The 14,695-nt window shown below is 57.5% G+C and carries 15 protein-coding genes; 14 read left to right on the top strand and 1 reads right to left on the bottom strand.

Features of this window, described 5'->3' with window-relative positions:
• The first annotated feature begins 81 nt into the window (after positions 1–81).
• The 14 genes from HY011_24665 (at position 82) to HY011_24600 (ending at position 13,428) form a co-directional block, all read left to right on the top strand.
• On the top strand, positions 82–522 hold the full coding sequence (locus tag HY011_24665; GenBank protein MBI3426135.1) for a hypothetical protein: 441 nt from the start codon (positions 82–84) through the stop codon (positions 520–522).
• Positions 523–544: 22 nt separating this feature from the next.
• Complete coding sequence (locus HY011_24660) at positions 545–889, top strand: hypothetical protein (GenBank protein ID MBI3426134.1); 345 nt, start codon at positions 545–547, stop codon at positions 887–889.
• Between the two features lie 123 nt (positions 890–1,012).
• Positions 1,013–1,897 (top strand): DUF4097 family beta strand repeat protein, encoded by an 885-nt coding sequence (locus HY011_24655; GenBank protein MBI3426133.1) that lies wholly within the window; start codon positions 1,013–1,015, stop codon positions 1,895–1,897.
• Positions 1,898–2,057: 160 nt separating this feature from the next.
• Positions 2,058–2,969, top strand: a complete 912-nt coding sequence (locus HY011_24650; GenBank protein MBI3426132.1) for an ABC transporter ATP-binding protein — start codon at positions 2,058–2,060, stop codon at positions 2,967–2,969.
• A gap of 2 nt (positions 2,970–2,971) precedes the next feature.
• Entirely contained in the window at positions 2,972–3,955 is a 984-nt protein-coding gene (locus HY011_24645) for a VWA domain-containing protein (GenBank protein MBI3426131.1), read from the top strand.
• 220 nt (positions 3,956–4,175) lie between these two features.
• Positions 4,176–5,054 carry an ABC transporter permease gene (locus tag HY011_24640; GenBank protein MBI3426130.1) on the top strand — a complete coding sequence of 293 codons (879 nt, stop codon included), beginning with the start codon at positions 4,176–4,178 and terminating at the stop codon, positions 5,052–5,054.
• Positions 5,054–5,998, top strand: coding sequence for an ABC transporter ATP-binding protein (locus HY011_24635; GenBank protein ID MBI3426129.1), 945 nt, complete (start codon positions 5,054–5,056; stop codon positions 5,996–5,998). Before HY011_24640 ends, HY011_24635 begins: the two co-directional genes overlap by 1 nt.
• A gap of 48 nt (positions 5,999–6,046) precedes the next feature.
• Complete coding sequence (locus HY011_24630; GenBank protein ID MBI3426128.1) at positions 6,047–6,886, top strand: hypothetical protein; 840 nt, start codon at positions 6,047–6,049, stop codon at positions 6,884–6,886.
• Between the two features lie 243 nt (positions 6,887–7,129).
• Entirely contained in the window at positions 7,130–7,414 is a 285-nt protein-coding gene (locus HY011_24625; protein ID MBI3426127.1) for a EutN/CcmL family microcompartment protein, read from the top strand.
• A complete protein-coding gene (locus tag HY011_24620; GenBank protein ID MBI3426126.1) occupies positions 7,415–7,687 on the top strand; it encodes a EutN/CcmL family microcompartment protein in 273 nt (90 codons plus the stop codon).
• Positions 7,687–7,941 carry a hypothetical protein gene (locus HY011_24615; GenBank protein MBI3426125.1) on the top strand — a complete coding sequence of 85 codons (255 nt, stop codon included), beginning with the start codon at positions 7,687–7,689 and terminating at the stop codon, positions 7,939–7,941. Before HY011_24620 ends, HY011_24615 begins: the two co-directional genes overlap by 1 nt.
• 24 nt (positions 7,942–7,965) lie before the next feature.
• The gene (locus HY011_24610; GenBank protein ID MBI3426124.1) at positions 7,966–8,550 is read left to right on the top strand and encodes a hypothetical protein; all 585 of its coding nucleotides are present in this window, start codon (positions 7,966–7,968) and stop codon (positions 8,548–8,550) included.
• Positions 8,551–8,944: 394 nt separating this feature from the next.
• Positions 8,945–11,548: a leucine--tRNA ligase gene (locus HY011_24605; GenBank protein ID MBI3426123.1), complete on the top strand. Its 2,604-nt coding sequence runs from the start codon at positions 8,945–8,947 to the stop codon at positions 11,546–11,548.
• Positions 11,549–11,907: 359 nt separating this feature from the next.
• On the top strand, positions 11,908–13,428 hold the full coding sequence (locus HY011_24600) for a CRTAC1 family protein (GenBank protein MBI3426122.1): 1,521 nt from the start codon (positions 11,908–11,910) through the stop codon (positions 13,426–13,428).
• A gap of 147 nt (positions 13,429–13,575) precedes the next feature.
• On the opposite strand, the gene HY011_24595 is transcribed toward HY011_24600, so the two are convergent.
• Entirely contained in the window at positions 13,576–14,691 is a 1,116-nt protein-coding gene (locus HY011_24595) for a tetratricopeptide repeat protein (GenBank protein ID MBI3426121.1), read from the bottom strand.
• Between the last annotated feature and the right edge of the window lie 4 nt (positions 14,692–14,695).

The following is a 14,695-nucleotide window of genomic DNA, read 5'->3' as shown; positions in this document are numbered from 1 at the left end:
TCAAATCGGAGCGGATGCGCAAATTGTTGTTCATCCGCTCAAACTCATTTAAGTTTGCTCGCGCTATGCAGGAGGTTATTGATGACTCGCAAAAGTAAGTTAATGTCGAAGGCCATGTTTATCGGAGTAGGTTTGTTGGCGCTCGCCGCCTTGCAAGGTTGTCATACTCGCAAGGCTGAAATGATGCACGACAAAATCGCCCGCCAAGAGCACCACAGCGTGCACGATAAATTGCGCGAGGTTTTCTTTGGTCAAACCGAAACCGTTATCTGGGGCCATCATCTTTCAGTCGCTTCTTGTCGCCATGCCGAAAGACAAACACTCAGCGACAACGGGCCGCTCGATTCGCATCACGTGATTAAATGCGGCGCGACGAAGGTCGAAATCATCAACGAAGAATTGCGTGTCAACGAAAAGAGCTACGGCAAGCTGGCCGCCAGAGTAGACGTGCAAGTTGGGGACGGCGAAGTCTTTATCAACGGCAGCAAGGTGCAACCTGCCGCGCAAATCGCGCAGAAATAAAAAGGCCGTATAAGGAGCAAAGATGCGCAAACAACTTTTGGCAGTTTTCAGCTTGGGTTTGTTGCTGCTATTTGGCGCGTGCAGCCGTTCGAACAACGTCTTGCTGGGGCGCGTCGAAGCGACGGTCGGCACGCACGCCGTAGTCGTAACGGATTGCTATCGCACTAGCGTGCCGCAACCGCAAAAAGTTTCGGACACGGAATTTCAATTCAAGCCTTGTCGCGATGCCGAGGTCGTGATTCGCAATGAAGAGTTGATCGTCAACGCCAAAAACTACGGCAGGCTCCAACCTAAAGACGCCGTTACGGTGGATCATGGCAAGGTGCTCATCAATGAGCGCGCGGCTACCGTGCTGGCGCGCAATTGAGGGCGAGTCGCACGCTGAAATCCCTGGATTTATTCAACCAAAACGCCAATCGAGGGGAACTCGCCACCCTCGGTTGGCGTAACCGTTTCTGCAATTCACACTACTTGATTCGGGAGGATAACAATGAAAAAGACCGCGTATTTATTGGGCGCCGCCGCACTGGGCTTGAGCTTGTTCGTGACAGGCGGCTGTCACGTCAATCGTCGCGAACGGGTCGAGGCGAAGCAGAAAGAACTCAACGCCACTGACAGTGATCAGGAATATTCAGCCAAGCAGGAGGTGCGGCAGAGTTACAAACTCGCTGCCGGAACCAAAGTGGATGTTTCGGGCATCAATGGTTTGTTGCAGATTGAAACCGCCGATACTGATGCCGCCGAAATCCATATCGTGCGTTCGGCACGCAGCGAGGAGGATTTCAAAGAGCGCACGCTCGTCATTGAGCAAAAAGGCGACAGTCTGGTCGTGCGGATGCGCAATAACCGCGAGCGCAGCTTTTGGGCGATGCTCAGTTCGCGTCATCCCGAACGGCAGCAGGCCTTCCTCAAATTGCCGCGCCAAATCAACCTGGATGTCAGCGGCATCAACGGCAAAACTGAAATCGGCGAGATCGGCGGGCGCGTGGAATTGAGCGGCTTGAATGGCCCGGTCAAAGTGGCGCGCGCGACGGGCGGGTTTGAGCTTTCGGGTGTGAACGGCAATATCGAAGCCACCCTCGCCCAACTCACCAAAGGTGTGGAAGTGCGCGGCGTCAATGGCAGTGTTGATCTGCGCTTCCTGGGTGAAGTGAACGCCGACATCGAAGTGCATGGCGTGAATGGCAGCATCAATCCTGAGCTGCCGAATCTCTCGGTCAAAGAACAAAAACGCGGTCGTCTGGAAGCACGCCTCGGCAACGGCGGTACGACCATTGAAGTGAGCGGCGTCAACGGCAATATCAATTTTTTGCCCGCGAAGAATGCGCAAACCGCAAAGACGGCGGGCGGCGCTGACGTGACGGCAACCAAGTAAATGCGCACGTTACCTGGGTACGCATCGCTTCCAGCGTGCAGACTTGGTAAATACAATCTCCCTTCCGGCAGGAAGCCGTCTGACGCCACGCCCGCACGCTGGAAGCGATGCGTACCCAGGGCGCGGCGTCTTACCCGCACAAGCGCAAACGAGCGATCACATGAATCCAATCATCGAACTCGACGGCTTACGTATTGAATTCGGCAAACGGCGCATCCTGCATGACCTGCGCGGTGAATTGCGCGGGCGTTGCATCGGTTTGCTCGGCCCGAATGGCGCGGGCAAGACGACGCTGATTCATACGCTGCTCGGTTTCTATCAACCCAATTCAGGTACGGCGCGGCTGTTCGGCCACGACATTCGCACGCAAGCCAAACAGGTGCGCGCGCTGATCGGTTACATGCCCGAACGCGACTCGTTCATCGCCAACATGAATTGCGTGCATTTCGTGCGGCTGATGGCGGAACTGTCGGGCCTGCCGCGCGAGGCCGCGTTGGAGCGCGCGCACGAGGCGCTGTTTTACGTCGGCCTGGGCGAGGCGCGTTACCGCGAATTGGGCGGTTATTCGCTCGGCATGAAGCAACTGGCGAAGCTGGCGCAGGCCATTGTGCACGGGCCGCGCTTGATCTTTTTGGACGAACCGACCAACGGGCTTGATCCGCCCGCGCGCAAACGTATGCTCGAACTGATCCGTGAGATTCGCGATTCGGGCCGGGCGCACATCGTGCTGTCGTCGCATCTGCTGCGCGATGTCGAGGAATGCTGCGACGAGATTCTGATCCTTAAAGACGGGCGCATCGCCGCGCAATGCGATCTGGAAGCGGAGCGCAAGGCCAACCGCAAGTTTATCGAGATGGAAACGCGCGGCGCGACCGACCGCTTCGCCGCCGCAGTCGAGGCGCTGGGTTGTGACTACGCCCAGAATGGGCCGGAGCGGTTGAAGGTCGTATTGAACGAACAGATGGAGATTCGCGATTTGTACGCGCTGGCGGCGCAAAGCGGGGCCCAGATTCGCCGCTTGAATTTCAAACGCGATTCGCTGGAAGACATCTTTTTGAAGGCGATGGAATAACGGTGATGATACGGTTGTGGTGCTTGAGCGCGGCGCTCTTGAGCTTGGTCGTTGGCGTCTCAGCGCAAACCAAACCTGCGCCGGCCAAAGCTGATGATAATGTAATTCGCCTGACAACAGATTTGGTCGTGGTGGACACCCAAGTCGTCGGGCAGGCGCACGGCAAAATCATCGGCGGTTTGAAAGCCGATGATTTCATTGTCGAAGAAGAGGGCGTCAAGCAGGAGATCAGTTTTTTCACGCAAGACAAGCTGCCGCTCTCGGTGGTCTTGCTCTTTGATTTGACTGACACGGTGCAGCCGGTGCTGAAAGAGTTGGCGAAAGGCGCGCTGACCGCCTTGCAGCATTTCAAACCGGAAGACGAATTGGCGGTGGCGGTTTACTCGAACAAGGTGCAGGTGCTGCAACCCTTCACCCGCGAACGCGCGCCGATTGTCGCGGCAATCGAGCAAGCTGCCAAGCTGGATGCGCGCGAGCAGTTGGCGCTGTTCAATGAGGCGCTCTTTCAAACGGCGGGGTTGATTGAAACCAGCGTCGCGCCCCGCACGCGCCGTGTGATTTTGTGGCTGACCGACAATCTACCGAATCGTCCGCCGAAAAGCGCGCACACCGAAGACGAGGCGTTTGCGCAGTTGTTCGAGCACGACATCGCGGTCTTCGGTCTGATGATGCAAAGCGCCGAAGGCAAAGTGCTGGGTTTCGTCAATATTTTTATGCGCGGGGCAGGGGACTTGAACAAATACGCCGAACGCACGGGCGGCGAGGTCATCAAGGTTGAAAAAGAGAATGTGGAGCAGCGCCTAGCCGAAGTCATTGATCGCGTGCGGGCACGCTACACGCTGGGTTATATCTCGACGAACGCCAGTCAGCAGGCGGGCTTTCGCCGCTTGCGTGTGCGGGTGACGAATGCGGTTGAACGGCGTGAGGGCAAAGTCGTCTTACGCGGCAAGGCAGGTTACTTTGCAAAAAAGTCTCCCACGAAGTAACACGAAGCCGCACCAAGAAGACCAAATAACTTCGTAACTGTTCAGCCCTGGGAGCGCAGTGCTTCCAGGCTGCGGGCCGTGGCGATGCGCTCCTGGGGTTTTCCAAAGCGTCTTCCAGCCGAGCTCGCAGGCTGGAAGCACTGCGCTCCCAGGTGGGCGTAGTTACACAACTTTTTGGTGTTACTTCGCGTGTCTTCGTGGGAGAGGTTTAGGAAAATTTATGGCCGTTTACGAACACAGCTACAAACCTTATGAAGGCGCGCAGACGCCGCATTGGGCGCGGTTTTTAGTGCTGCCGCGCTATGCATATGAGAGCGTCTTCAAATCGAAGCTCGCGGGCGGCTTCTTCGCGTTCTGTTATGTGTGCCCGCTGATCATGCTGATCTTGATTTATTTGCACCACAACGTAAGCGCGCTGGCGGCGCTGCGCTTTAATGTGGCCGATCTGATTGCGATTGACGCCAACTTCTTCCGCTTTTTCGTCACCTTTCAAGGCGGGTTGGGCTTTCTTTTCACAGTGCTGGTTGGGCCGCCGCTGGTGTCGCGCGACCTCGCCAACAATGCGTTGCCGCTTTATCTGTGCCGGCCTTTCTCACGGGCGGAGTACGTGCTCGGCAAGATGAGCGTGCTTTTGATTCTGCTCTCGGCGATCACCTGGATACCGGGCTTGTTGCTCTTCGGATTGCAGGCGAGTTTGGCGGGGGGCGGCTGGTTGAGCGCGAACCTCTGGCTGGCGTGGGCGATTGTGGCGAGCAGCGGGGTCGGGATCATTGTGCTGTCTTTGCTGGCGCTGACGTTGTCGGCCTGGATCAAGTGGCGGACGGCGGCGAGCGGCGCGCTCTTTGTTTTGTTCACGATTCCCTTCGGGCTGGGCATGTTGATCAACGGCGTCTTTCACACGCGCTGGGGGCATTTGATCAACCTCGATGTCCTGATTCAAACCGTCGCCGATGGCCTTTTCCGTCAGCCGAATTCCATGGATTTCCCGCCCTGGATGGTCTTGCCGCTCTGGGCTGCTTGGCTGACGCTGGGTTGTTTATGCGCTTTCTGTTTGCTGCTGCTCTCACGCAAAGTGCGCGCTTATGAGGTGGTGTCGTGATGAATTCGGAACAGACGATCGTCTTTGAAGACGTCTCGAAATTTTATGGCGAAGTGCTCGGCGTCAATCGCGTCAGCCTGACGATTACGCCCGGCATCACTTCGCTGGTGGGGCCGAACGGTTCAGGTAAGACGACGTTGATGAATCTGATGACCGGCCTGATTCAACCGACGCGCGGGCGGCTCAGCGTGCTGGGCATTTCGACCGACAACCCGCAGGAACTCTTTCGCACGGTCGGTTATTGCGGCCAATTCGATTCGTTCCCGCGCGGCGCGACCGGTTACGAATTCATCAATCAATTGCTGCGCGTGCATGGTCTCAGCAAGCAAGAAGCCGAGGAAAAAACCTGGCGCGCGCTGGAGCGTGTTGACCTGACCGACGCCGCGCAGCGCAAAGTGGATGGCTACAGCAAAGGCATGCGCCAACGAATACGGCTGGGCCAGTCCATCGCGCACGAACCGGCGGTGATGATTCTGGACGAACCGCTAAACGGTCTCGATCCGATGGCGCGCGCTGAAACGATGCGGCTCTTTCGCCAACTGGCGCAAGAGGGGCAGCATTTGATCGTGTCGAGCCACATCCTGCACGAAGTGGATATGATGTCCGACCGCGTCGTGCTGATTAACAACGGCTACATCGTGGCTGAAGGCGGCGTGCACGGCGTGCGTGAAGAGATGCAAGAGCATCCCATGCAAATCATGATTCGCTGCGAACAGGCCAGCGCCTTGGCGGCGCGCCTGTTTGACGCCGAACAGATTGTCGAGGCGGCGCTGACCGAAGACCGGCAAGGCGTCTTCATCAAGACGCGCAACGCCGAGGCATTTTACGCCTTGCTCAATCGCATCGTGGTCGAGAGCGGCATGAACATCGAAACCGTTACGCCGGTGGATGATGATTTGAATGCGGTGTATCACTACCTGATTGGTGCGAGCGGGCAGGCGTAAAAGGGGAATGAGATGAGTTCAGTAATCGAAGTGCAAGCAGTCAAACCTATGGCTACAAAAATGGCGAGTTCGGATTGGTCGCTCTGGCTGCGGCAAATCGGCGCGATCCTGCGCATCGAGATCAAAAAGAATTTCTGGGGCCGCCGCGCGCTGTTGATCTATTTGCTGGCGGCGGTGCCGGTGGCCTTTTTTGCGGCGATGGCCTTGTGGTCCGAAACGGCGGCGGACATCCGGCGCGGCACCGAATCGGACATCATCTTTGCCAACATTTACGAGGCCTTGCTCCTGCGCTCGATAGTTTTCTTTGGCTGCGCCTGGGTGTTCATGAATTTGTTTCGCGGCGAGATCGTGGACAAGAGTTTGCACTATTACTTCCTCGCGCCGTTGCGCCGCGAAGTGCTGGTCGCCGGCAAATATGTTTCCGGCCTGGTTGCGGCCTGCGCGCTGTTCGGCATGTCGGCGCTGGGTTCGCTGCTGTTTTTCTATGCCGCGCGCGGCTATCTGGATAACGCCCAGGCGTTGCTCAGCAATGGCCGGCTGGGACACGCTTTGAGTTATCTGGGCATTACGTTGCTGGGCTGCTTCGGTTACGGCGCGGTTTTTATGTTCATCGGCCTGTTTTTCCGCAATCCGATTATTCCGGGCTTGTTGGTGTATGGCTGGGAATGGCTCAACTTCCTGCTGCCGCCGGTGCTGAAAAAGATCAGCATCGTGCATTACCTGCACACGCTCGCGCCGGTGCCTGTGCCTGAAGGGCCGCTGGCGACCGTGGCCGAAACGACACCCGCCTGGATTTCAGTGCCGAGTCTATTGTTATTCACCACCGTCGTTTTAGTGTTGGCGGCGGTGCGCATCCGCCGGATGGAAATCCGCTACGGCGCGGAATAAGCCTGCTGCAACCTGGAAAACGGCTTGTTGAAGAGCGCTTTTGCTGGCCCTGCTGAGCGGCTGGGGAAAGCGCTCTTTCCTTTTTATGGACAAACCACGGGGGACACTGGGGACACAGGGACAGGCTTTCTTTTTCCCGGTGTTCCCAGTGTCCCCGTGGTTGATTCTGCCTGAACATACAGGCGAAAGGCGCGTCTTTGCCAGCCTCACAGCGGTTGTGTACTATGCCGCGCGAGGAACCCAATGCAACTCGCCCGCGTCATCGGCAACGTCGTCTCGACCATCAAAAACCCCACGCTGACGGGGCGCAAACTCATGGTCATCCAAATCCTGAATGGCGATTTGAAACCGACAGGCAGGCCGCTGGTCGCGGTGGATTCAGTCGGCGCGGGTGTGGGCGAATTGGTGTTCTGGTGTCGTGGCAAAGAGGCCAGCTTCCCGTTTGAGGGCAGCGACGTGCCGACCGATTGCACCATTGTCGGCATTGTGGATTCGGACGCGCACGTGAAAAACATTGGGATAAAGTAAATGCTGTTAGCCCGTGTGCTGGGCAATGTCGTTGCCACGCAAAAAAATCAACGCTACGACGGCGCGCGCATCATGCTCGTCCAGCCGGTCAATCCCGATGGCACAGCACGCGGCGCGCAGATGCTGGCGCTCGATTCCGTAGATGCGGGCGAAGGCGATCTGGTCGTCGTCGTGCAAGAGGGCTGGTCGGCTTCGACGGCGGCGACAGGCGAACAGGGCGCGGCGATTGACAGCGCCATCATCGGCGTGGTGGATTTTGTTGAGGTACATTGATGGTAAACCGCGAAGAAGTTAAACAACTCGTGCGTGCGGCGATTGAACAAGCCTTGCCGATACAACCGGCTGTTTATCAAGCGCCGTGGACGGGCGTGACGTATGATGCGCATCCCAGCCGCCAGCAATTCGATATCAACGAAGCGACGGACTTGCGGCGCGAGTTGCGCGAATTTGTCGAAGAGCAGCTTTGCACGATTGAGCGGAATCGGAAGTGCGATCATTGCGGGGTGTGCAGGTCGCTGGGGTATTGATGACCAGCTTGAGAGGAACTTGGTATGAAAACGTTGTCATTCCCGCGCCTTACGCGTGTTGCCATAGCCATAATTTTCAGCAGTCACGTTGCACAGCCTTGTGCCCTGGCAAGGGCGAAGCAAGCCAACCAAGAAAAAGAACAAAAGCGTCACATCATCTTGGCGCACAGCCCCAAAGCGATTCCGGAGTTGCGGATGATTCGGATGCAGGGAATTGAGGGCGAAGATTGGCTCAATGAATTTGAACTAGAGTACAAAAATTTCTCTGAAAAGCCCATCTATTACATTTGCATTTACGTCATCTTGCCAGAGACGGGGCCTTATGGCGGGACGGCAGGATTTAGACTGGAGTTTGGCAATCCTGAATTTAGTCATATCTCAAGATACGCGACTACAGAGGACGTTGCCTTGAAACCTGGCGAGTCGCATGTCTTCAAAATTAACAAAGAGCATATCAAGAATCATTGGGATTACTTGGAGCACTGGACTGGTCAAAAGGGTTTTTCACCAGTGATCACTAAGGTGGAAGTTGATTTGTATCGCGTGAGCTTTGGCGATGGTACTACCTATGTTGCCGGAGAGTTGCTGCCGCGAAAAAACCGAAATTGAAAACATGAACTCCGAATAACTGCTTGCTCGAATCCGGCCTCATCAGTAAAATCTGCCGCCACGGAAACAGCAATGAACAACAACAGCAAACACAACCGCCGTTACGTGATGCATTGCGCGCCTGCCAATGGCGCGGCGGTGTATGCGCCGTTGACCAGCCTCCGCCTTAGCTAGCAGCGCAATGTGGATGATTGCGCTGCTTTCCCGCCGAACCGTTTTCCCCGAATTCAAGAGTTTGTTATCTTGGCGCGCCGTAATTGTCCGGCAAACTGCCAGTTTGCCGCAGGCTTGGCGAAGTTGTGATGATGGCCGAAGGGACTGGCAATTAGTCTCTCGGCAAACTGGCAGTTTGCCGGACAGCGCGCGCCGCAATGCAAAAGGACTAACGAGAATCATGCAAGAGAAATACTTTCCCGCCGAAATCGAAGAGCGCCAGCAACAGCGCTGGGCTGCCCACAAGACCTTCGAGGTCGAAGTAGACCCATCCAAGCCCAAGTTTTACTGCCTGGAAATGCTGCCTTATCCGTCGGGCCGCATCCACATGGGCCACGTGCGCAACTATTCCATCGGCGACGCGCTGTCGCATTTCAAACGCATGCAGGGCTTCAACGTGCTGCATCCGATGGGCTGGGATGCATTTGGCATGCCCGCCGAAAACGCCGCGATCAAACACGGCGCGCGGCCTGATGTGTGGACGTTCGAGAATATTGACGCCATGCGCACCCAATTACAGCGCATGGGATTCTGTTATGACTGGCGGCGCGAAATCGCTTCGTGCACGCCGGAGTATTACCGCTGGAACCAATGGTTTTTCATCAAGATGTTCGAGCGCGGGTTGGTCTATCGCAAGAACGCAACCGTCAATTGGTGCGATAAGTGCAACACCTCGCTGGCCAACGAACAGGCCGAAGGCGGCTTCTGCTGGCGGCACGAAGATACGCCCGTCGAACTGCGCCAACTGGAACAGTGGTTCGTGCGCGTGACCAAATACGCCGACGAACTGCTGGACAGCCTGGACAGCTTGGAAGGTGGCTGGCCCGACCGCGTGCTGACGATGCAACGCAATTGGATTGGCCGCAGCAAAGGCGCGGAGGTTGATTTCGGTATTGAAGGCGAACCGGACAAAAAGATTCGCATCTTCACCACGCGCATTGACACGATTTACGGGGCCAGCTCGGTGATTCTGGCGCCCGAACACGCCTACATCGCCGAATGGATTGCGGCGGGGCAGGCCAGCGACGAACTGAAAACATTTGTCGAACAGCAGGCCGCCATCGAAGCCGCCGACCGTATCGCCGAGGGCAAAGAGAAACTGGGCGTCTTCACCGGCCATTACGCGCTCAATCCGTTCAGCGGCGAGAAACTGCCGATCTGGACGGCGAATTTCGTGCTGACCGGTTACGGCACGGGCGCGATTATGGCCGTGCCCGCGCACGATGAACGCGACTTCGAGTTTTCATCCAAGTACGGTCTGCCGATTCGCCGCGTCATCAAGCTGGCTGACTCGACCAAAGCCGATGACGCGCCGGTCGCGGCGCCGTTCACCGCTAAAGACGAATCCGGCGTAGTCATCAACTCCGGCGAATGGAGTGGCAAGAGTGTGCCCGACGCCATCGCCGCGATGACCGCGCACGCAGAGGCCAACGGCTTCGGCACGGCGCGCACCAATTTCAAAATCCGCGATTGGGGCATCTCGCGCCAACGCGCCTGGGGCACGCCGATGCCGTTCATCCACTGCCCAAGCTGCGGCATCGTCCCCGTGCCCGAAGACCAATTGCCCGTCACGCTGCCGTCCGATCTGGATTTTGCGTCAAAGGGCGCACCGCTGGCTGAACACGAAGGTTTTGTGAATACGACTTGTCCGAAGTGCGGTGGCGCGGCGCGGCGCGATACCGACACGATGGATACCTTCGTGGATTCGTCGTGGTACTACTTCCGCTACGTTGATCCAAAGAATGACGAGTTGCCGTTCGATCCGAAAGTCGCGGCCTATTGGACGCCGGTGGATCAATACATCGGCGGCATCGAACACGCCGTGCTGCACCTGATTTACACGCGGCTGTGGACGAAGATCATGCGCGACCTGGGCCTGCTGACCTTCGGCGAACCGGTCAAGAAACTGCTGACGCAAGGCATGGTCTGCCTGGCGACACATCGTTGCGCAGAGCACGACTGGCTGAATCCATCAGAGGTCGAAGACGGCAAATGCAAATTCTGCGGGCGCACGGCCACTGTCGGGCGCATTGAGAAGATGTCCAAATCCAAAAAGAACACGGTTGATCCCGACGAGATGATTCGTGTGTTCGGCACCGACACGCTGCGGCTGTTTATGCTGTTCGCCGCGCCGCCCGAAAAGGATTTGGAATGGAGCGAGGCCGGAGCCGAAGGTGCAGCGCGCTTCCTGAATCGCGTCTGGCGCATCGTTCATCGCTGGCACTCCCAGATTGCGGATTGCGGATTGCGGATTGCGGATTCTGATTTTTCGACGACGGCGCGCGCGTTGCGCCGCAAGACGCACCAGACGATCAAGCGTGTGACGAATGACATCGGCGAGCGCATGAATTTCAACACCGGCGTGGCAGCGTTGATGGAACTGACCAACGAAATCTATGCGTTCGACGGCGCGGTCAAAGAGGGCGCAACTGCCGCTGACAAGTTCGCGGTGAAAGAAGCGTTGGAGGCGCTGGCGAAACTGCTGGCCCCTTTCACGCCGCACATCGCCGAAGAGTTGTGGGCCTCGTTAGGCCACGACGAAATCGTGGTGGCCTCAACGTGGCCGCAATTCGACGCCGAACTGGCGAAGGCCGATGAACTGGAAATCCCTGTGCAACTGAACGGCAAGCTGGTTGCCCGCGTTATCGTCCCCGCCGAAATCGCAGACGACGATCTGAAAGCCGCTGCGCTGGCGGACGCCAAAGTCCAGGCCAAGCTGGCTGGCAAACAGATCGTCAAAACGATTGTGGTGCCGAAGCGGTTGGTCAATTTGGTAGCTAAATGAAGTGCGAATGTAAGAAAGCAAGCGGGCAACCCTGGGTACGCACCGCTTCCAGCGTGCAGGCGTCAGGTCGGAGCCACTGGCTGAAAAGATTGGTCTGCCAAGTCCGCACGCTGGAAGCGGTGCGTACCCAGACTGCCGCTGCACCTCAACTTCCGACCAGCGCGGTTTGGCTATTCAGAACGTGCTTGCTGTTGCTGCTCAGCCTTGCCTGTCTTACCCCAGCATTTTTCAACTGGTCAGCGCAAGGAAACGCCGATTCGCCAGCGGTTGCTCCCATTCACTTCTCTGACGTGACCAAATCCGCCGGGATTGCGTTTATCAACGCTGCCGCGTCTGAAAAGAAATACATCGTCGAAAGCATGGGCGGCGGTGCGGCGATGTTTGATTATGACGGCGACGGCAAACTCGATCTTTACCTGACCAACTCCTATTCCGTCGAAGCCGCCTTAGCCAACAAGCCGCGTCCACCTGCCGCGCTGTACCGCAATCTGGGCAATGGCAAGTTTGAAGACGTCGCCGTCAAAGCGGGCGTCGCTGATCCCGGTTGGGCGATGGGTGTGAGCGTGGCCGATTATGACAACGATGGCTTTGACGATTTGTATGTCACCTGCTTCGGGCCGAACAAGCTCTATCGCAATTTGGGCAACGGCAAGTTTGAAGACGTGACGGCCAAGGCGGGCGTGGGCGATGCGCGTTTTTCGACCGGCGCGGCGTGGGGCGATTACGACCGCGATGGCGACCTTGATTTGTTCGTGGCGAATTATGTGGACTTCAAACTGACTGACCTGCCGCAATTCGGCAAGGGCGAGTTGTGCCGCTTTCGCAACATCGCCGTGCAATGCGGGCCGCGCGGCTTGCCGGGCGCGGGCGATGCACTCTATCGCAACAATGGTGATGGGACGTTCACTGATGTGAGCAAGGCCGCGAAGGTTGAAGACGCGAATGGCTATTACGGCTTGGGTGTGGTGTGGACGGATTTCGATGACGACGGCTGGCCGGATATTTACGTGGCGAATGACGCGACGCCTAATTATGCCTATCGCAACAATCACAACGGCACCTTCACTGAAATGGGTTTGGCCCTCGGTGTGGCGGTGGATGACAACGGCGTGGAGCAGGGCAGTATGGGCATTTCAATTGGCGATTATGACCGCGACGGGCGGCTGGATTTGTTCGTGACCAACTTTGCCGAACAGTACAACACGCTCTATCACAAACAGGCCGATGGTGCGTTTAGCGATGTGTCGCGCGTGAGCAAGACGGCGGAAGTCAGCTTGCCTTACGTCGGTTGGGGCGTGAAGTTTTTTGACGCCGACCTCGATGGCTGGCTCGATTTGTTGGTCGTCAACGGCCACGTTTATCCGCAGATCGAAGGCGCGTATCCAGGTGGACAATACCGCCAACGCAAGCTGTTCTATCGCAATTTGCGCAACGGCACCTTCGCCGATGCCTCGAATGAAGTTGGCGCTGCCTTGCAAGAGCGGCGGGCGTCGCGCGGCGCGGCCTTTGGCGATTACGATGAAGACGGCGACATAGATATTTTGGTCAACGATCTGGACGGCCCGCCGATGCTGTTGCGCAACGATTTTGTCGAAACGAATGGCGCACAGACCGGGCATTGGTTGAAGCTGAAATTGACCGGCACGAAATCCAATCGCAATGCTGTCGGCGCGCGTGTCGAAGTCAAAGCGGGCGGCCTGACGCAAGTGGACGAAGTGCGCGCGGGCGACAGTTATCTTTCACATTCGGATTGGCGGCTGCATTTCGGCTTGGGGAAAGCGAATGTGATTGATGAGATTGTCGTGCGTTGGCCGAACGGTAAGGTCGAGAAGCTGACGAAGGTAGCCGCGAATCGCGTGGTTAAGGTGATTGAGAAGTAGCCGCACCCTGGGTACGCACCGCTTCCAGCGTGCAGGCGTCAAGTCAGGGCTACCGGCCTGAAAGAATAGGTTGCTGAGACTGCACGCTGGAAGCGGTGCGTACCCAGGGTGCGTGCAATGGTTGCATTAGCCCTTGATTTCGACTGGCTAAGGCTTTGGCGTGTTCGCCCGGTCTTGTTTCAATTGTTCAGCTTTTAGCTTTTGCACAGCGGCAAATTCGCGCGCGGCGTCTTCCTTCCGCCCAAGTTGCTGATAGATGCGCGCCAACTGATAGCGCAATTCCTGATCGGTGGGACGGCCTTTCACACCAAGCTCCACCAGCTTCACGGCCTCGGCGGCTTTCCCCTGTTTGAAAAGAATCTTGCCCAGCAAGCCGTTGGCTGCGGCGTTTTGCGGATCGAGTTTGAGCGCGGCGGTGACGTATTGTTGCGCCGCGCTCAAATTGCCTACGGCCTCTAACGCCACGGCCAGCGCATACATTGTCGTGGCGTCCTCCGGCGTGCGGCGCAATTGGTTTTCAAAGGCGGCGGCGGCTTCGCGGTGTTGCGCCAATTGCGCGTGCGCCGTGCCCAGCGCGTAATAGAGCCGGGGCAATTCGGGATTGAGCTTTTCCGCCGCCCGCAACTCTTCCAGCGCCTGTTCAAATTCCTGATCGCGCAAAAAGGCGTGGCCCTGTAACAAGTGCAAGGCCGGTGCGCCCGCCGGGAAAGCCGCCAGCCGTTCGAGCGTCGCGCGAAACCCGGCGCGGCCCAAACGCAAATAGGCCAGCCCGGCCGTATACAACACGGCGGCGTCGGGCGGCGCGGCGTCCAGCGTCGGTTCCAATTGGGTCAATGCTTCTTCTTCGCGGCCCAGCGCGGCGAGTGATAGCCCGTAAAGCTGGCGCGCCTGCCACGAGTTCGGCTGTTTCTCTAAAAACTTCGGCAAGACGGCGCAGGCTGCGGCGAATTGGCCCGCGCGATAATGCGCGATGCCCAGATTGAGCAGGATCGGCGTCAATTGCGGCGCGAGTTTGTAAGCCGCTTCGTAGGCGTGAATAGCTTCTTGGTATTGGCCCAGCCGCGCGAGCACGACGCCCAGGTTGGCGTGGGCTTCGGCGTAATCAGGTTTTCGTTTGAGCAGCGCGCGATAGGCGGCGGCGGCTTCGTCGAGCTGGCCTTGTTGTTGCAGGGCGACGGCAGCTTGGAATTGTGCTGCCGGGTCAGATGCCTGTTGTGCGTGGCAGAACGTAATGACGATGGCGAGTAGTAGGTATTGAAACATCCGT

This window comes from Acidobacteriota bacterium (assembly GCA_016196035.1).
Classification (GTDB): Bacteria; Acidobacteriota; Blastocatellia; order RBC074; family RBC074; genus JACPYM01.
This window is presented reverse-complemented; position numbering and strand designations above follow the sequence as displayed.

Excerpts from the sequence above, each read along its gene's own strand:
- HY011_24665 (MBI3426135.1), top strand. The coding sequence starts at position 82 with ATGACTCGCAAAAGTAAGTTAATGTCGAAGGCCATGTTTATCGGAGTA.
- HY011_24660 (MBI3426134.1), top strand. The coding sequence starts at position 545 with ATGCGCAAACAACTTTTGGCAGTTTTCAGCTTGGGTTTGTTGCTGCTA.
- HY011_24655 (MBI3426133.1), top strand. The coding sequence starts at position 1,013 with ATGAAAAAGACCGCGTATTTATTGGGCGCCGCCGCACTGGGCTTGAGC.
- HY011_24650 (MBI3426132.1), top strand. The coding sequence starts at position 2,058 with ATGAATCCAATCATCGAACTCGACGGCTTACGTATTGAATTCGGCAAA.
- HY011_24640 (MBI3426130.1), top strand. The coding sequence starts at position 4,176 with ATGGCCGTTTACGAACACAGCTACAAACCTTATGAAGGCGCGCAGACG.
- HY011_24635 (MBI3426129.1), top strand. The coding sequence starts at position 5,054 with ATGAATTCGGAACAGACGATCGTCTTTGAAGACGTCTCGAAATTTTAT.
- HY011_24630 (MBI3426128.1), top strand. The coding sequence starts at position 6,047 with ATGGCTACAAAAATGGCGAGTTCGGATTGGTCGCTCTGGCTGCGGCAA.
- HY011_24625 (MBI3426127.1), top strand. The coding sequence starts at position 7,130 with ATGCAACTCGCCCGCGTCATCGGCAACGTCGTCTCGACCATCAAAAAC.
- HY011_24620 (MBI3426126.1), top strand. The coding sequence starts at position 7,415 with ATGCTGTTAGCCCGTGTGCTGGGCAATGTCGTTGCCACGCAAAAAAAT.
- HY011_24615 (MBI3426125.1), top strand. The coding sequence starts at position 7,687 with ATGGTAAACCGCGAAGAAGTTAAACAACTCGTGCGTGCGGCGATTGAA.
- HY011_24610 (MBI3426124.1), top strand. The coding sequence starts at position 7,966 with ATGAAAACGTTGTCATTCCCGCGCCTTACGCGTGTTGCCATAGCCATA.
- HY011_24605 (MBI3426123.1), top strand. The coding sequence starts at position 8,945 with ATGCAAGAGAAATACTTTCCCGCCGAAATCGAAGAGCGCCAGCAACAG.
- HY011_24600 (MBI3426122.1), top strand. The coding sequence starts at position 11,908 with ATGGGCGGCGGTGCGGCGATGTTTGATTATGACGGCGACGGCAAACTC.
- HY011_24595 (MBI3426121.1), bottom strand. The coding sequence starts at position 14,691 with ATGTTTCAATACCTACTACTCGCCATCGTCATTACGTTCTGCCACGCA.